Origin of the sequence: Gracilimonas tropica DSM 19535 (assembly GCF_000375425.1) — a bacterium.
Lineage (GTDB): Bacteria > Bacteroidota > Rhodothermia > Balneolales > Balneolaceae > Gracilimonas > Gracilimonas tropica.
Genome location: NZ_AQXG01000001.1, coordinates 430,982 through 449,071, shown reverse-complemented (window position 1 = coordinate 449,071; position 18,090 = coordinate 430,982). Strand labels below are relative to the sequence as shown.

The 18,090-nt window shown below is 43.6% G+C and carries 17 protein-coding genes; 6 read left to right on the top strand and 11 right to left on the bottom strand.

Annotation, left to right across the window (positions count from 1 at the left end):
* Window positions 1-71: 71 nt before the first annotated feature.
* Window positions 72-1,397: a lysine-sensitive aspartokinase 3 gene (lysC, locus tag B151_RS0102060; protein WP_020401930.1), complete on the bottom strand. Its 1,326-nt coding sequence runs from the start codon at window positions 1,395-1,397 to the stop codon at window positions 72-74.
* Window positions 1,398-1,713: 316 nt separating this feature from the next.
* On the opposite strand from lysC, the gene B151_RS0102055 reads away from it, so the two are divergent.
* The 4 genes from B151_RS0102055 to B151_RS0102040 all read left to right on the top strand — a co-directional run bounded on the left by B151_RS0102055 (window position 1,714) and on the right by B151_RS0102040 (window position 5,421).
* Window positions 1,714-2,961, top strand: a complete 1,248-nt coding sequence (locus B151_RS0102055) for a DUF819 family protein (RefSeq protein ID WP_020401929.1) — start codon at window positions 1,714-1,716, stop codon at window positions 2,959-2,961.
* A gap of 99 nt (window positions 2,962-3,060) precedes the next feature.
* Window positions 3,061-4,230, top strand: coding sequence for a serine hydrolase (locus B151_RS0102050; protein ID WP_020401928.1), 1,170 nt, complete (start codon window positions 3,061-3,063; stop codon window positions 4,228-4,230).
* Complete coding sequence (locus B151_RS0102045; RefSeq protein WP_020401927.1) at window positions 4,223-4,708, top strand: hypothetical protein; 486 nt, start codon at window positions 4,223-4,225, stop codon at window positions 4,706-4,708. The genes B151_RS0102050 and B151_RS0102045 overlap by 8 nt, the downstream gene beginning before the upstream one ends.
* Window positions 4,705-5,421 (top strand): SAM-dependent methyltransferase, encoded by a 717-nt coding sequence (locus B151_RS0102040; protein WP_020401926.1) that lies wholly within the window; start codon window positions 4,705-4,707, stop codon window positions 5,419-5,421. Before B151_RS0102045 ends, B151_RS0102040 begins: the two co-directional genes overlap by 4 nt.
* A gap of 71 nt (window positions 5,422-5,492) precedes the next feature.
* On the opposite strand, the gene B151_RS17710 is transcribed toward B151_RS0102040, so the two are convergent.
* The 8 genes from B151_RS17710 to B151_RS0101990 form a co-directional block, all read right to left on the bottom strand.
* Window positions 5,493-5,873 (bottom strand): ankyrin repeat domain-containing protein, encoded by a 381-nt coding sequence (locus B151_RS17710; protein ID WP_020401925.1) that lies wholly within the window; start codon window positions 5,871-5,873, stop codon window positions 5,493-5,495.
* 285 nt (window positions 5,874-6,158) lie between these two features.
* A complete protein-coding gene (locus B151_RS0102025) occupies window positions 6,159-7,217 on the bottom strand; it encodes a PA0069 family radical SAM protein (protein ID WP_020401923.1) in 1,059 nt (352 codons plus the stop codon).
* A gap of 119 nt (window positions 7,218-7,336) precedes the next feature.
* Entirely contained in the window at window positions 7,337-8,134 is a 798-nt protein-coding gene (locus tag B151_RS0102020; RefSeq protein WP_157470641.1) for a hypothetical protein, read from the bottom strand.
* Between the two features lie 115 nt (window positions 8,135-8,249).
* Window positions 8,250-9,905, bottom strand: a complete 1,656-nt coding sequence (locus B151_RS0102010; protein WP_020401920.1) for an amidohydrolase — start codon at window positions 9,903-9,905, stop codon at window positions 8,250-8,252.
* 119 nt (window positions 9,906-10,024) lie between these two features.
* A complete protein-coding gene (locus tag B151_RS17705; protein ID WP_020401919.1) occupies window positions 10,025-10,462 on the bottom strand; it encodes an NUDIX domain-containing protein in 438 nt (145 codons plus the stop codon).
* The gene (locus tag B151_RS0102000) at window positions 10,459-12,117 is read right to left on the bottom strand and encodes a CTP synthase (RefSeq protein ID WP_020401918.1); all 1,659 of its coding nucleotides are present in this window, start codon (window positions 12,115-12,117) and stop codon (window positions 10,459-10,461) included. The genes B151_RS17705 and B151_RS0102000 overlap by 4 nt, the downstream gene beginning before the upstream one ends.
* Window positions 12,118-12,195: 78 nt before the next feature.
* Entirely contained in the window at window positions 12,196-12,999 is an 804-nt protein-coding gene (locus B151_RS0101995) for a glycerophosphodiester phosphodiesterase (RefSeq protein ID WP_020401917.1), read from the bottom strand.
* Window positions 13,000-13,148: 149 nt separating this feature from the next.
* On the bottom strand, window positions 13,149-13,499 hold the full coding sequence (locus B151_RS0101990) for a hypothetical protein (RefSeq protein WP_020401916.1): 351 nt from the start codon (window positions 13,497-13,499) through the stop codon (window positions 13,149-13,151).
* A 76-nt stretch (window positions 13,500-13,575) separates the two neighbouring features.
* Between B151_RS0101990 and rlmB the strand changes: the two genes are divergently transcribed.
* Window positions 13,576-14,328, top strand: a complete 753-nt coding sequence (gene rlmB, locus B151_RS0101985) for a 23S rRNA (guanosine(2251)-2'-O)-methyltransferase RlmB (protein ID WP_020401915.1) — start codon at window positions 13,576-13,578, stop codon at window positions 14,326-14,328.
* Here rlmB and B151_RS0101980 read toward each other — a convergent pair.
* Window positions 14,319-15,539, bottom strand: a complete 1,221-nt coding sequence (locus B151_RS0101980; RefSeq protein WP_020401914.1) for an exo-beta-N-acetylmuramidase NamZ family protein — start codon at window positions 15,537-15,539, stop codon at window positions 14,319-14,321. The two genes, rlmB and B151_RS0101980, sit on opposite strands and share 10 nt — an antisense overlap.
* A 79-nt stretch (window positions 15,540-15,618) precedes the next feature.
* Window positions 15,619-16,050 (bottom strand): nucleoside-diphosphate kinase, encoded by a 432-nt coding sequence (ndk, locus tag B151_RS0101975; protein WP_020401913.1) that lies wholly within the window; start codon window positions 16,048-16,050, stop codon window positions 15,619-15,621.
* A gap of 123 nt (window positions 16,051-16,173) precedes the next feature.
* Here ndk and B151_RS0101970 point away from each other — a divergent pair, with 123 nt between their 5' ends.
* Window positions 16,174-18,021 (top strand): adenylate/guanylate cyclase domain-containing protein, encoded by a 1,848-nt coding sequence (locus tag B151_RS0101970; protein ID WP_020401912.1) that lies wholly within the window; start codon window positions 16,174-16,176, stop codon window positions 18,019-18,021.
* The last annotated feature ends 69 nt before the right edge of the window (window positions 18,022-18,090 follow it).

Genomic DNA, 18,090 nt, shown 5'->3' with positions numbered 1-18,090 from the left:
AAAATAACAGTTTGCACGAACTTTATTTAGCCGTTTATGACACTTTTACTTATGATTCTGATAGGAAATCTTTATCGTTCGATAAACTTTTTATGCACCATTCTTACGATGTCTTCAGCTTGTTTGTGATCTACCAAAAAACACAGGTTATTGGGACTAGCTCCATGGCAGATCAACCGAACATTATAGTTTTCAAGAGCTGTAAATAATGGCCCGCCAATACCTGATGTTTTTTGTAAATCATTCCCAATCAACGCAATCAGCGCCAGGTCTTTTTCTACGAGTACTTCTGCAAAATGCCCCAGCTCTTCAAGTACCTGATCGGTTAGTTCTACTTTATTAGCAGCATTTACGGCAGTATCTAAGGTAAGGGCAACGCTTACTTCACTGGTACTGACTAAGTCTACTGAGATCTTATGCTCGGCGAGCGTATTAAACAAATGAGCCAAAAAACCATGCTGATGAAGCATTTCGAGGCTATTAACCGTTAGCAAAGTTTGATCTTTTCGGAGCGAGATAGCGCGGATGGTTGGTTTCTGATCCGCTTCTTTTACGATGTAGGTTCCTGGCGCATCCGGATCAGAACTTGATGCAACGCGTACACTTACGCCGCCTCTCATTGCCGGTTTCAAGGTAGCAGGATGCAGCACTTTCCCTCCGAAAACAGAAAGCTCAGCGGCTTCATCAAAACTGATCTCATGAATAGGATAGGCTTCAGGTACAATCCGGGGATCCGTGGTGTACACGCCGGCAACATCCGTCCAGATCTCCAGTGTATCGGCTCCAACGGCTTCGGCAAAAATAGAGGCTGAGAAGTCACTTCCGCCTCGTCCCAAAGTGGTCGTATTCCCAAATATATCGGAACCAATAAAACCCTGGGTCAGGTAGATTTTTTCTGGGTTGATCAATGTATCTGCTTTCTTTTTGATCGAAGACAGAACAGGATCAGCATTACTAAAAGTGGAATCTGTTTTAAGCACGTCACGGGCGTCCAGCCATTCTGCTTTTACTCCATTTTCTCTCAATACCTGCACAAAAATGCGGGTCGACATCAACTCTCCGAATGCATAGAGTCGGTCTTTCCAGCGTTTGTCGCGCCCAACAAAATCCAGGTGTTCTCTCAGGTTTGAAAACTCCGTATAGAAATCATTTCTCGCTGTTTCCTGATCTCTGAGTTGTTCAATAATAGCAAGATGACGTTCTTCAATGCGGCCTAAAATCTCTTCCCGTTTGGTAGAATCCAGTTCTGAGGAAAGGGCAACGAGGTCGTTGGTGGTCCCGGAAGTTGCACTGATTACAATGAGCTGTCGGTTTGGGTCGGCCGCTACAATACGTGCACTGCGCTGCATGGCTTCAAATGTACCTACACTGGTACCGCCAAATTTGGATACGATCATTCTAAAACAAAGAATTGGGGTGATGAATTGAGTGAGGTGCAAAAATAACGACTCTTCTTTCCAATCCCTATAGAAAAGCGGTGTTTAGCTAATTTTAAAAATTGGTGGTTGTTCCGAATGTTATAGAACCAGAGGTTCATAAATGCGTTCCCAACCAGCGGTTGGGAACGAGATGAACCAGAAATGGTACCGAGATCAAGATCCCTCCTAAACCAACAATAATCCTTAATTTTTCATCTTGAATTCATTCCTTACTGATTCTTTAAAAATTTTTGTATTCTCACACGGAATTTAAAATCAGATCAAACCCAACTTCATGGATTCAGCACTAATCACCAGCGATGCGGTTACCTTTGGACTTTTGATGGCTATACTTGCCGGAATTTTCATCACCTCACACAGTGATAATCCCAAATGGCAGAAATTTTATAAATTTGTTCCTTCGCTTCTATTGTGCTACTTCATTCCTTCCCTGCTGACTACTTTTGGCATTGTATCTGAGACGGATTCCAATCTCTACTACATGGCATCACGGTACTTGTTACCGGCCAGTTTGGTGCTTTTGACGCTGAGTATTGACCTGAAGGGCATCATGAATTTGGGTCCCAAAGCCGTCATCATGTTTTTGGCAGGAACCGGAAGTATTATGATCGGAGGTCCGCTTGCCTTGCTTATTGTGGGAACCATCAGCCCTGAAATTGTAGGTGGAACCGGACCTGAAGCAGTTTGGCGCGGACTTGCTACGGTAGCGGGAAGCTGGATCGGAGGCGGAGCTAACCAAACCGCCATGCTGGAAGTATTTGAACCCAGTACCGATCTATTTGGCGCAATGGTAACGGTTGATATCATCGTAGCCAACATCTGGATGGCCTTTCTGCTGTATGGAGCCGGTATCTCCGATCGCGTAGATAAATGGTTTAAAGCAGATTCCTCAGCCATCGATGAACTGAAGCATAAAATTGCGAATTACCAGGCGGAAATTGCCCGGGTTCCTACCCTCGTCGATTTCACAAAGATTGGAGCCGTTGCATTTGCTGTGGTTGCTTTGGGTCATCTGGCCGGAGATTCTATTGGTCCCTGGATCGATGCCAACGCCCCCGCCCTTGCCGATCTCAGCCTCAACTCCTCTTTCTTCTGGATCGTGGTTGTGGCTACTACCGGTGGACTGATTCTTTCCTTTACCAAAGTTCGGGATCTGGAAGGTGCCGGTGCTTCGAAAATGGGAAGTCTTTTTCTCTACATTTTGGTGATGACCATCGGGATGAAAATGAATATTGCTTCCATGCTTGATGCTCCCGGATTTTTTGTAATCGGAGCTGTTTGGATTCTGATACATGTTGGCGTCCTTTTATTGGTGGGCAAATTCATCAAAGCGCCGTTTTTCTTTGTGGCGGTTGGAAGTCAGGCGAATGTTGGAGGTGCGGCTTCTGCCCCTATCGTAGCTTCCGCCTTTCACCCCGCACTTGCTCCGGTCGGTGTTCTCTTGGCCGTTCTGGGATATGCGCTGGGTACGTATGGAGCTTATCTCTGTGCTATTATGATGCAGGCTATTTCAACAATGTGACCAAAATATTGGCTATCAAAGTTTGGATCTTTGGCAGGATAAGCTCTGTTCTTCTTTGTATCTTTGGGATGAAATTTTCAACTCAAAAAATCCTGATTCTTGAAGAGAGCACTTACCTTCCTCGGCGTTTTCTTAGCTGCCGCCATTTTTGTTTTTGCGATGGTCATAGGACTCAATTATTCCGGCTTCGAAACCCTCTTTGAAAACGAAGCCGGCATGGCCGAAGGCAGTCAGTATATCGAAAGCACCTATTCCCTGGCCGGTTTGGCTGATTTTATTGGAGAGCATCCGGAATGGGTTTCCATCACTTCCTACAATATAAATGATCCTGATTCCGGCCTTTTCTATCAAGAAGATGTCCCGAGATCTTTGGGTGCCACCTCTAATCTCTTTTTGCTGATCGAATATGAGCGACAAGTAACCTCCGGGTTATTGAACCCTGAAGAACAGGTCGCGTTGGAAGACATCAGGACTTTTGCCCTACCGGAGATCAGTGAGAACAATCACCAAAAGCTGGTGGATACTTTTGAAGGAGGCACTGCATCTTTGGAAGAGGTGGTCAATGCCATGTTGCAAAACAGTGATCTTGTTTCTGCAGATTATTTGTGGTTTAGACTCGGAGAAGAAAACATCCGGGCATTGGTCGATACCTTGGGGTTGCCTGATACGGCTCTTCCTCTCCCATTCAGCGGTATGTACATGCGGATCAATCCTGCCCTTAACGATACATCTGCACTTCGAGAAATGGAATTCCCTGAGTTTGCAAATGAATCCATTCAACTCGCAAAAGAATTGAATAACGATCCCGAATTCAATCAGAAAGTTAAGAAGCAGTTTGATGATGACCGACTTTCGCTGACTTTTATGCAGGAACGTGATGCTCTTGCCTATTTTCCCAGAGCAACAACCCGGCAACTCACAGATGTTATGGTTCGTTTATTGAAAGATGAGGTATTATCAAAAGAAATCTCAGAACAGGTGAAGGCTAAACTTCAGTGGCCTATGGGATCTGAACCCATTGCCCGAAGTTTTGAAAATTACGGGGCTATTTACGACAACCGGATGGGACTGCTTGCCGGTATTGACTTCGGAACATCTATATACGACGGACATACTTCCGTTCAGGCTATTTTCTTTGATCGGCTGCCGGTTGGGTTTTGGGTGCATATGTCGGCCAACCATATGCAGGAGGACTTCCAGCAACGTTTGATCTGGGACCCCGCCTTATATGAAACAACTTTAAATGAAATTTCCGGCTCTAATGAATAAATACAGGCTTTTATATTTTTATTGGCTCATTCCGGTTTATCTGCTTTTTCTGGTTGTGCAGCAAGGCATGGTACACAAAGGAGCCCAGGATACGTATGAAAACGGAGAAACCTACCTGGCCGAGGTTACCGATTTTGAGATCAAGCAAATTGCAGCTCAAAGTAACGGGTACGTCAACATCCGGTTCGAAGTGGATGGTGAGACTATTGAGCGCAGAATGACACTTTCCATACAAATGGCTCAAGAGCTGATGGAAAGCAACATGATTCCCTTGCGTTATAAAAAAGATTCTTTCCAGGAGATCGTACTTTATCCCACCTATGAGATCCAGCGAAGTACTTCTTTGTTCAACTTAAGTGTAGCTTTCATTGGGTTTGTGGTTACCTCTGTATTTGGATTTTTTGTAAACCGTTACATTCGCCGAAAAGTGTCCAATGTGAACGAGGATAAATTTGAGATCGAAAGGATAGATCAATGAAGACAGGTACACTTTATCTCATTCCAACAACACTTGGAAAGACCGGAGAAAACAATGCGATCCCGGAATACACCTTAGATGTGCTCAGAAAACTGGACGTGTTGATGGTCGAAAACCTCAAAACGGCTACCTCTTTTTTACAGTGGGTAGGCAAAACGATTCCTGAATACGAGATCGATTTCTATCCTCTCAATAAAAATACACCGGAACAGGAAATTCATTCTTTTCTTCGTCCCCTTTTGGATGGCCGGAATGCCGGGATTCTATCGGAAGCTGGAGCACCGGGCGTTGCGGATCCGGGGGCAAAACTGGTCAAACTAGCCCATCAATATCAGATCAAAGTAGTTCCGCTGGTGGGGCCCTCTTCCATTTTGCTTGCATTGATGGCAGCCGGCTTTAATGGGCAGCAATTCGCTTTTCACGGATATTTACCAATTGATCAAAATAAAAGAAAATCCATGATCAAACAGCTTGAAGGAGAATCGCGCCGGCACGACCGCACACAGATCTTCATGGAAGCCCCTTATCGAAATAATGAACTATTGAAAGACGTCCTCAGTACCTGCGCATCCAATACCCGGCTTTGCACTGCTACCGACCTCACCTTGCCCTCCGAAGAGATCATTTCGAAACACATTGAAAGCTGGAAATCAAAAGCACTGCCGGACCTGAACAAACGCCCAACCATCTTTTTGTTGTATGCCAAAGAGTGATCATCAATAAAAAAGCCCCATCCGGTGATGAGGCTTTAATTAATTGAATAATTTACTTTAAACTTTTTGTGTCAGTGAGCTCCTGCCGAATTTAAAAGCTCAACTACATTACTGTGGTGATGCGTTATCGCCTGATCTTTAGCCGACCAACCTCGGTCGTCATGCACATCTACATCGCTATGATGTTCAATTAACATTTGTACAATATCATAATGGCCGTTTGTTGAAGCCCAATAAAGTGCCGAAGTCCCACGGTTGTCTCTTTGGTCTGCTTCTGCGCCATGTTTTAATAATAATTCTACGATCTCCTTATGCCCGTGTTTGGCTGCTTTTAACAACGCAGTTCGTTCATGGTTATCCTTAGTATTTACGTCTATTCCATCGTTGATAAGCCCTTTGATGGATTCGAGGTCACCGCTTTCTGCGGCTTCGAGAAATGTTTCTTCGTTCATAACGTATCCTCCTCGTTTGAGAATTTAGATTGGCACTTGAATTGTACTTTCCAAGCGTTCAAATGTCAAATTAGAAATACGCCTTTAGTGTAAAGATTACATGAACAGGATGAGAAATAAAAAAACCCGATACCGAGAAGATGAGGACTACTATGTTGAAAAAGCTACTATTCTAAAAAGTGTTAACCTCAATAATGGTATCGGGCCTAAAGCTACTACACTTATTAAGACGAAGCTTATTCATAAATGTTTCTTTTGAACTTGTTAAAACATTGTAACCAAATCTTAAAATAAACTCATTTGTGAGCCCGTACTCCGTACAAAGTGTTCAGTGGAAAGTGTTCTGCGATGTTCATTCAGTCCCAGTCTTTTGGTTTGAACCTGAAAAAGATCCGAGATCTGTTTTGAAAAGTTTCCGCTGCCTCTCATCCTTTTTCCCCATTCCGAATTGTTGAGTTTACCATCTCTGATATCCAGGATCTTATGAAGCACTTTCTTCTTTCTTTCAGGAAAGTGCTGTTCAAGCCACTCAACAAACAGGTCCTTCACCTTGTAAGGCAATCGAACAATTGTGTAACCTGCGAATTTGGCCCCGGCTGCGGCTGCCAGCTCCAATATTTCCGCACATTCGTGATCGGTGAGCCCTGGAATGATCGGAGCCACATTTACACCAACCGGTATCCCGGCATCCGCTAACCTTCGGATTGCTTCCAGCCTCTTTTGGGGCCGCGATGTTCTCGGTTCCATCACCCCGGTAAGGTCTTTATCCAATGATGTCACCGAAATAGTTACACTCACACAATCATAGTCGTTCAATTCACACAAAATGTCTATGTCTCTCGTGATGAGATGATTTTTGGTAATGAGTCCAACCGGATTTCTAAACTCTGCCATTACTTTAAGACACCGCCTGGTCAGTTCTAACTTCCTCTCCACCGGCTGATAGATATCCGTGACCCCGCTCATTGCTATTATCTGTGGTTTCCATTTGGGAGCGCTCAGTTCTTTTTTCAGGAGTTCGGGAGCATCATATTTAACCACGATCTTTGACTCAAAATCCAGGCCGGAAGAATAGCCCAGATACTCATGATACGGGCGCGCATAACAATAAATACATCCATGCTCACACCCCCGGTAGGGATTGATACTCGCATTAAAACCAATATCTTCACTTTTATTATAGGTTATCACAGACTGTGTATGATCCGCAATGTATTGCGTTTTTGGAGCGGGTTTTTCCCCGGTTTCTTCATCCAGATCATAATCAATGTAGTTCCCTTCAAAACGATTTACCGGGTTGTCTGATGCTCCCCTTCCTCGCAGAGGATTTTTCTTCGATGACATATATACCTTTTTTTGAACATATTTCTTACATATAATATATACATTATCTATTCCGATAGAAATAAAAAAGCCGGACTTTTCATCCGGCTCCTATTAAAAGACTATTTTTCTGTTTCTACTTAAATTGAACAGCTGACATTATTCAGGTTCTCATCCCAGCATGCTCGCTCTCCATTATTATAATTCGGGGAAATGATGAAACCGGCTTTAGTTTCGGTATTGAATTCGATGGTCGTTGTTTCATTCTCAGAAACATCCGTGTATACCACGGTTTTCACGGTTCCATCAAAAGAATACTCTATGGTGTCTCCCAGATTATCATTTCGATCGCTTGTAACTTCAAGAACAAGGGTCCTCTCATCTCCGTCCATATTCCATTCCAGGGTAGAAACCTGATCGCCGCTGGCAGGATTGAAATAAGTCCACGTACCTGAGGTGGCTTCAAAATTGGTATTACCCTGAAAAAACAAAGCATTTTCCAAAGCAGGATTTGCTGCAGAACTGGTTACAAAAAACCTCCATTCCACGTCGCTTTGTCCGTTTGTTAGAGCGGTCAATCGTACTGCAAATTCATTTTGGTTGGCCTGTGTGGAAAAACTCCATTCCCACTCGCCATCAGCGATCTCTTCCGGATCATATTGTTTTGCAGCACCAACCAAGGCCTTTGGGATAGCCAGGTTTACATCTAGAATGAACTTCATGATTCCGGTTGCTGCCAGAGCCGTTGTGAAATTCGACTCAGCCGCAGAAGAGAATTTCGATTGTTGAGCCTGTTCCATCTCTGAAAAATCAGCTTGCATGGATGCTTCTGATGGAAGCTCCGGCGGCTCTGCATTGTTATTATTATCGCAAGAAACCGTTACTAACAGCAAGGCTAATGACAACCATGTTAATTTAGTCGTTAGATGTTTCATCATGTTTATTTTATTTGATATTCATTCATTTAAACCCAAACGAATACCCTGTGTTCCATTTTTTAAACAAAAAAGGCCGGACATGCTGCCCGGCCTCAAAATGTAATTCAGAAATACTCTACTCTTTTTCGTACACCTTTTCTCCTGCAACCCAGGTTTCAAGTACTTCTGTTTGCCAGATTTCGATGGCAGGTACTTCAAAATAATCCCGGTCAATTACAATGAAATCTGCCCATTTTCCGGGTTCAAGGCTGCCAAGTACCTCTTCCTGGTGTCCTGCATAAGCTGCATTCAGCGTAAATGATCTCAGGGCTTCGGTTCGGCTCATAGCCTCTTCTGGATACCAGCCTTCAGGAGGGTTCCCTTGGTGATCCTGACGTGTTACCGAGGAAAATAAACCGAAGAACGGATTCACATGCTCTACCGGAAAATCAGATCCGTTAGCCACAACAGTGCCCTGATCCAGGAATGTTTGCCAGGCATATCCGCCTTTAATTCGTTCCGGACCAACGCGGTCTTCCGCCATATTCATGTCGCTGGTAGCGTGTGTTGCCTGCATGGATGCGATCAGATTCAGATCTTTAAAGCGAGGAATATCTTCCAACGAAACGATTTGCGCATGCTCTATTCGATGGCGCAACCCTTGTTCTCCATAGGTTTCTTTGGCTTGTGCAAAAGCATCCAAAACTTCATCGTTTGCGCGATCACCGATGGCGTGAATATTAGTTTGATATCCATTTGAGATTGATTTATTCACCATCTCATTCATTTCTTCCTGATCATAAAAAAGTAAACCTCTGTTACCCGGGTCATCAGAATACGGTTCTTTCATTGCCGCTCCACGACTTCCCAAAGCTCCATCTGAGTAAAGTTTTACGCTGCGCAGAGCCAACCGGTCATCCGCATAAGAATCAATAGGACCGTTTTCAGAGAGTTTGTCAAAATCCTGGCCGGTTCCCGATATCATCGCATAGATACGAGTGATCATTTTTCCCTGATCAGCAAAATTCTTGTACAATTCCCAGGTTTCAGCGGAAATTCCTGCATCATGAACAGAGGTCAAGCCTTCACTTGCCATTTTGTTCAAAGCCTTTTCAAGAGCCAGACGTTGTTCTTCCGGGGTGGGTTCGGGAATGATCTCCGCTATGTAGTTTTCAGCGGCATCAATAAAAACGCCGGTGGCTTCCCCTCGGTTATTTCGGATGATCTTTCCGCCTTGAGGATCCGGAGTGTCTTTGCTGATGTTCGCCATTTCCATAGCTTTTGAATTTGCCCAGGCAGCATGGCCGTCCACTCTTGTTAAGAATACCGGCCGATCAGGTACTATTTTATCCAGATCTTCTGCCGTTGGAAATTCATTTTCAGGCCAGAGTGTTTGATTCCAGCCTCTGCCTTGTATCCATTCCAACTCAGGATTTGCTTCCGCATAAGCTTTGATCGAATCGAGCGTGGCCTCCAAGGATTCAATGCCGGAAATATTGATATTCAATTCTTGAAAACCCAGCCCCATAACATGAGCGTGGGCATCTGTCAATCCCGGCAAAACGGTCTTTCCCTGCAGATCGGTAACCTGCCCTGAAGCTGTTTCAGCCAAAGCATCACCTCCAACTTCCTGCACCTTACCATCCTTGACAACAAGCGTACTGAAGGTGACAAGTGAATCATTTTTGAAGGTATAACCGTTGGCATTAACAAATACTTTTTCAACCTCACCGGAAGTACAAGCTGAAAACGTAATAACAACTGCAAAAAGAATAGCTGATAACTGTTTCATGTTCATTTTTTGAATTAGAATTTTGATGAATATAAGCATTGAAATACCATTTGATAACCTCATCCATGCTTTAAGATATTTAAAGATGTTAAGGGAGGCTAAAATGAGGGTAGTGATCCTCAGGTTAAATAATCATCAAGGATCTCAATCAAAAACTGAGGCACAACATTCATAGTCTTGATGTCGGTCTTACTAAAAAAGCCGATATTTCGGAGGATCTGATCTTTCTCTTCCAGTTCAGGGTCATGCCCAAGCTCGACATCTCCCTCTATTCGTTCTACTAAAAAGTAAAATTCAATGGCATGAACCGGCGGACGTATCACTTGATTGGAGGTAAGCTGCTTTACTACAGAAACGGTCAACCCGGTTTCTTCTTTCATCTCACGGATCACGGCTTCTTCTAAGGTTTCACCGAATGTCACTTCTCCGCCCGGTGGAATCCAAACCCAGTCATTCACCACAGGGGAGCATAATTCAACCAGCAATACTTTGCCGTTTTCAATTAGCACCCCGCAAGAGCGAACACGAACCCGGTGTTTCCAGGAGTGCTGCTTCATGATCCTTCGGCGGCTACCTTATCTTTTTTTAGAGGCTTATATAGATCAGTCGATTTACTATGCTTGAGACTTGCTTTCACAAAATCCACAAACAAAGGCTGCGGATTGTTTACCGTACTTCTTAACTCGGGGTGAAATTGAACTCCCACAAACCAAGGGTGTTTAGGTAATTCCACAATTTCAACTAAATCCCGCTCAGGATTCATCCCGGAAAGAACCATCCCGTTCTCTGTTAGTTTATAACGAAGATTGTTGTTGACTTCATAGCGATGACGGTGTCGTTCTTCCACCAAATCGCTTCCATATGCTTCGTATGCTTTAGTTCCGGCTTTCACCTTGCACTTATATTTCCCGAGTCGCATGGTTCCTCCCATGTTCTCGATATTCTTCTGATCCTGCATTATATCGATGATAGGATGTTCCGTGTCTTCATCAAATTCTGTGCTGTTTGCATCTTCCCATCCGCAAACGTCTCTCGCAAATTCAATTACGGCACATTGCATCCCCAAACAGATTCCAAAGAAAGGGATGTTATTGAGCCGGGCATACTCCACGGCAGCAAGTTTACCACTGATGCCACGCCCGCCAAAACCGGGTGCAACCAACACTCCGGAAACGCCCTTGAATTCATCTTTAACATTTTCTCTCGTCAGGTTATCCGACTGGATCCACTTGATATTGACTTCACAATCATTAACGGCGCCGGCATGGATCAGGGCTTCCACAATTGATTTATATGAATCATGATGCTCTACATATTTTCCTACCAAAGCGATTTCGATCTGCCCTGAAGGATTGCAAACAGCCTCAACAAAACCGATCCAGTTATCCAGGTTTGGTTCTTCCGTTTTGAGCTTCAATTTCTTGATCACCCGCTTATCCAAACCTTCTTTCTGCATCAGGAGCGGAACCTCATAAATGCTGCGTGCATCTAAAGATTCGATCACATCTTCGAGCTCTACATTACAGAATTGCGCCACTTTTCGGCGGATGGTTTCGTCAAGAGGATGTTCGGACCGGCAAACCAGAATATCAGGCTGCAAACCACTTTCTGATAGGGTTTTAACCGAATGCTGCGTTGGCTTTGTTTTGAGTTCACCGGCTGCAGCCAGGTACGGCACAAGGGTCAAATGAATGGAAAGGGTATTATGACGTCCCACATTATACCGAAGCTGTCTGACTGCTTCAATATAGGGCAGGCTTTCAATATCTCCCACGGTGCCCCCGATCTCAATGATCACTACATCATAATCGCCTGATTGTCCCAGTTTCAATACATGCGACTGAATCTCATCGGTTATATGAGGGATTACCTGAACCGTTTTACCAAGATATGCTCCCTGCCGTTCTTTTGTGATCACATCATAATAAATACGACCGGTAGTAACATTGTTGCTTTGGGACGTTTTGATATCCAGAAAGCGTTCGTAATGGCCAAGATCCAGGTCAGTTTCTGCACCGTCATCGGTTACATACACCTCTCCGTGTTCGTAGGGATTCATGGTTCCCGGATCCACATTAATGTACGGATCAAGTTTCTGGATGGTGACTTTGAGTCCCCGGGCCACCAATAACCGACCAAGAGAAGCGCAAATTATACCTTTACCAAGTGAAGATGTAACCCCTCCGGTTACAAAAATATATTTCGTGGACATGCAGGATATGAGTCTTGTTAATGGAAGTAAAATATAGGGGGTTCACCAACCCTATTCAATTCAGGGAGGCAGGAAAACTCACTTTGTTTTCCACATGTTATCAACAAGATGTTTCAATACATCCGGTTTATCGGTGAAAATGCCGGATGCTCCTCTTTGAATCACTTTTCTCATTTTTCTTTCGTCATTCACCGTATATACAAAAATTGGAATTTGAGCTTCCTTAGCCTCTTCAGCCCACTTTTTTGAATATTGCCAATAACTGCAATTAAATGCATCGGCATCATAATCAGCCACAAGCTGTGTGAGTCTTCTCCCGGATGATTGTTTTTTATCATATAACAAAGCAACGGGGATGTCCACATTTATTTCATGAAAGTGTTTTATAGCCTTATAAGCAAAACTTGAGTACAACACATAATCCCTCATTCCATACTGTTCTACCAAACTGACAACCTTTTCCTCGATACCTCCAAATGGGGTTTTACCTACCGCTTCCGGTTTGATCTCAATATTGAGAGCTATTTTACCGGTAGCAAGGGTCAGTAATTCTTCCAAAGTAGGAATCTGTTCTCCGGCGTGTGCTTGTCCAAACCATGCGCCAGCATCCAATCTTTTCAGTTCTTCCACGGTATGGTCAGAAACCAAGCCGGAACCGTTTGTGGTTCTTCTCAGCTCTTCATCGTGGATCACCACGGGTACTCCATCTTTACTTAAGCTAACATCCGCTTCAATCATCTCGGCTCCCATTTCTAAAGCAGCCTTAAAAGCAGACATGGTATTCTCAGGGTAGTATGCGCTTGCTCCCCGGTGAGCAATCACTGTAAATCCATCCCCATTATCATTATATAGCTTTACGAGGGGTTCAAAACTATGGTCCATGAAATACTTTTATACTTGGCAGGAAAAGTGGAGATGTCTAAAAATAGCGAAAGGCTTTTAACCAATTTTTTACTCTCGCAAAAAATCCTAAACATAGTTTTTCACTCAAGTATTGAACTTGCAAAAACGACTTTCTTGTTCAGTTAAAATTAATTCTGCGAATTAACGACCCGCTTTATGGCTTTCTGCAGCAACGAATCAAATGTTCCTGAATTTGTGAAAATGCTATACATAAAATAAAGTCCAACCATAGTGGTGATACTACCAAATACCGTCATGATAGTAGCTAACCATACCGGTTGAATACTATTTATTAATGAAAGCGCTACCACTGCAGTGCCTAAAAAAATCTGACTCATTGCCGAAATAAAATGCAGGCCATTAATGGTATGCACTTTATGAAAAAAATCAGATAAGCTATTCGCGTTACTATCTTGTAACTTTAACTGCTTCGCCCCATCGCTAACAATCGAACTTTTATGTTTCTCTTCTTCAAACATGTCTTGTATTTTTAAGCTAAGCTAACCTTCCGAACTCATTTATTATAATGAAAGTAAATCGACTTTAAAATTATTTATGTCTGATCAAGAAAATTTTTTTATCTACGGCCGCAACCCTGTTGAAGAAGTTTTAACGAACAGGGCTCACGAAATAGACAAGATCTATGTTAAAAACAATCTTAAGCCTAATTCTTACCAAAATATCAATGAGCTTGCAATAGAAAACGGGGTCCCACTCGTAAAGGTTCCCGGTGCTAAGATCTATAAGCTGGTAGGAAAAGTGAATGATCAGGGATTTGTGGCTCAGATGAGCGCTGCAAAGTACACCGACTTTTTTGAGTGGGTGGAAACCTTGGTTATGTCAAAGAATCCGGCCGTTCTTTTGTTGCACGGCATTGAAGATCCCCACAATTTTGGTGCTATTTTGAGATCAGCGGCTGCTGCCGGCATTGAAGCTGTTATCATCCCCATGCAAAATCAGGTGCCTGTAAATGCTACCGTATTTAAAACCTCGGCCGGCACCGCAGGACGTATTCCCATCATAAGGGTACATGATCTTAATCAAGCCTTCAAAGATCTGAAAGCTGCCGGTTTTAAAATGGCCGCTGTTGACGGCAACGCAAAAAATACCTTATGGGAAGCTGACCTCGATCAGCCCATTGCTTTTTTGATTGGAAGTGAGGGAGAAGGAATTCATCCTGCAAACCTCAAGAGATGTGATTTTAGTCTCTCAATTCCGATGGAGCATGAAGTAGAATCCCTGAATGCCTCGGTAAGCGCTGCATTGATTAGTTATGAATGGAAACGACGAAAAACACTTCAGTCGTAAAGTAAGTAGGGTTTCCTCTTTTGAATAAATGAGGCAACATCATCCGTCCATGATGGGATCTCTCTATTTTGATCTATGATGGATTTCAAGTTGATGCCGAATAATTTGTTGGCAAAGGATGTGATCCTGAAATTTGGGTCATATTCTTTGGCTAACATCAAAAGATCGAGTCCCAGTTGCAGCGGATCTGTTTGTTTGTAGTTATCATCAAATGAGATCCCGAAACCATAACAACGCTCACCTTCCCATTTGGGATGCAAGGCCATTCCGGGAATGGATTCCGGTATAAATGAAACGGTATCTAACTGAACCCGGTGTTTCTGCTCAAGTTTTTTTAAGGCGGTTGTGGGAACCGCTAAAGTCGGGGATCCTATTTGAAGAAAAGGATCGGTGGTTCCCCTGCCTTCTGACAGGTTAGTTCCCTCAAAGATCACTGTTCCTGTGTATGCATACAGATGTTCAAATGAAGGAAGATTCGGAGACGGAGCGATCCACTCCAAACCGGTTTCCGGCCAGATCTTATCTCTTTCCCACCCTTCCGCTTTAATGATTCTCAAACTCGGGGGTGACTTTAAATCCAAATAACCTTCCCCAACCGCCATCTGCGCAATTTCTCCCATGGTAAGTCCATATATAACTGGAATTGGGTATGATCCAACAAACGACCTGAACTCTTCCTGTAAAGTCCAACCGGCTACATAATCACCTCCCAGCGGATCGGGGCGGTCAAGGATCCACAGCTCTTTGCCTTCTGCAGCCATAGCTTCCATCACCAGGCCCATTGTTGAGTTGTAGGTATAAAACCGGACGCCCATATCGGGTAAATCCAGCAAGATCAGATCCACATTTTCCAGCATTTCAGAAGTGGGTTTTCGGGTTGAACCGTACAGGGAATGAACCGGAAGTCCTGTTTGCTGATCTATACCATCTTCAATTTTTTCACCAGCACCCGCTTCTCCCCTGAAGCCGTGCTCTGCTGCAAATAATGAGGTAACATTTACTCCAAGACTCATTAATGTGTCCAGCATGTGAACACCATCTACCCTGGAAGTCGGATTCATCAGCAAGCCCACACGTTTACCGTTTAGTTCTCCCAGATGTTCATCCAGAAGCACTTCAGCTCCGGTTTTAACTTTTGGTGAATGCTCTGTTTGTGATTTACATCCCACTAATAAAAAAATTCCTGACAGAATGAAGAAAAGAGTTCGCATGATTGGGTGATTTCCTGATAAAAAAAAGTCTCGTATAAAAATTTATACGAGACTTAAAATAGGGCTTTCAATTAGATAATTAAGCCTGATTTGCAACCACTTCAGATTCAGCAAAAAAGTAAGCAGCTTCGAGCTTTCCATTTTCAACGGAATCGGAACCGTGGATAATGTTTTCGCCAAGGCTGTCGGCAAATTCGGCTCGGATAGTTCCTTCTTCTGCCTCAGCCGGGTTGGTTGCTCCGATAAAAGTCCGGAAGTCTTCAATAGCATTCTCTTTTTCCAGGATCATAGGCACGCATGCACCGCTGCTCATGAACTCGCATAGTTCATCATAAAAAGGGCGTTCTTTGTGAACCGCATAAAATCCCCCGGCCGTATCTTTGGTGAGTCGGGTCATTTTCATTGCCACGATCTCAAATCCTGCTTCTTGAATTCGTTTGGTTACCTCGCCGATCAGTCCTTTTCGTACGCAATCGGGTTTTAGAATAGTCAGTGTTCTTTCTTTAGCCATTATTATTATGTATTAAAATTTTGTAACATTTAGTGAAGTCATAACTCTATAATGTGATTCACAAAGATACGGGTTCATTTATCAAGATTCGAACTTTTCGTATCCAGAGTTATTAGATAATACATGAAAGAAGGACAACAGCAATTACATCAGTGGAAATTCGATCTGGCGATCACCCCGGAGTCGCTGTGGCCTTATATATCTGACACAAACAGGGTATTCCGAAAACTTGGAGCTACCCCGGTCAAAGAGACCTCCCTTTCCCGCGATATGCCCAAAGGCTTTATTGAATTAAGCCATCAAAAACTGAAATCTTATGTTACCTGGACGGAAGAGCCTTATGTATGGGAATTCCCATTTCGATGGAGCGTAAAACGACATTATAAAGTTGGCCTGTTTAAAGAAATTTCTATTGCAACAGAATCCGTTCCCACTGAAGAGGGCACTTCTCTCACCGTTAAAGTAGGTATCAAACCTTCCAGACAAGCCTTTTCTTTCTTCATTAAAGCTTACACGGAATATTTGATAAAGCGCCGACTGTCAAATTATCTGTTAGAGATAGAAGAAAGTGTGAGCCGTGATCTGAAACCCTACGAATTGAGCAGGAATCCAAAATTGGTTCGCGGGGCAGACCGACGTATTGCAGCCATCAAAAAGGAACTGATTGAAGTAAGCAAGCGGAAACGTATCACAAACCGGCTTATTGATCTCATTAAATATGCGGAAGATAACGACCTTGAACGCATTCACCCGTATGCACTTGCTGAATATTGGGGTGAGAAAAAGTATTCCGTACTCAATGTTTTTCTACATGCAACCAAGTTGAACTTACTGGATTTTAGCTGGGATGTTTGCTGCCCAAAATGTAAGTCGCCCAAGCACAATTTCAGGAAAATGCAGGAAGCAAGAGTCCACCTGTACTGCGAAGATTGTGAAACCGATTACAAAATGGACTTCAACCGTAACATGCATATGGTTTTCAAACCACATCCGCTTATCCGGAAGATCTCAGATAAGCAGTATTGTCTGGCAGGCCCGGGATCAAAATCGCACCGTGTACTTCAGCAATATGTAGGAGTTGGGGAAGACCGCTATCCACACCTGGAACTGGAAGAAGGCACGTACCTGTTCCGAACACACGACCATGAAGGACATCTGATCCTGCATGTACGTGAAGATGGTGCCGATAATATCAATATCTACATACCGGAGCAGGAGATACGGGAACAGGAGATCACCATTTCTACTTCTCCTAACCTGATCATAAGTAACCGTTCTTCCCGTAAAACAGTTTGCTTTATCGATAAGATGAATTGGAAGTCGGAAGCCATCTATGCAAGTGAGGTCAGCTCCTCCCCTGATTTTAAAACCCTTTTTGCCAAAGAAACCATCAAGGATACCAGTAAGGTGAAAGCTTCTGAAGTTACCATGTTATTCACCGATCTGATGAACTCCACGGAATTGTACGTTCAGGAAGGAGATGAATCGGCCATCGGGCGGGTAATGGGTCACTTCAAGATCATTCAACAAATTGTAGCTGAGGAACGCGGCGGGATCGTCAAAACCATTGGTGATTCCGTTATGGCTGTTTTTTGGGAACCTGTTTCTGCCCTGAAAGCCGTAAACCGAATCCAGCAGATCTTTACCACTTCCACTTCGATGGGTGATTCTTTCAAGATCAAAGCCGGAGTGCATTTTGGGGATTGTACGGCTGTTAACCTGAATGGCCGCATCGACTATTTTGGGACCACTGTAAATATTGCTTCCAGGCTGGTTGACCTTGCTTCCGAAAAAGAGGTCATGATCTCAGAAGCGGTCTTTGACCATCCCGATGTAAAGCTTTACCTGGAGAAAAATTCCGATACCTTTTTTGTGAAAGAATCCATGAAAGAACTGAAGGGTTTTGATGAGGAAGAATTCAAAGTGAAGCAGATCCGCCTTGAGCGCCCCCCTATGCGGTTGGTTATTTGATAAAACTCCGCCCCACCTGCCATTAAAAGCGTTACCATTCTAATTTCTTGCTCGCTAAGCTTTTATAAT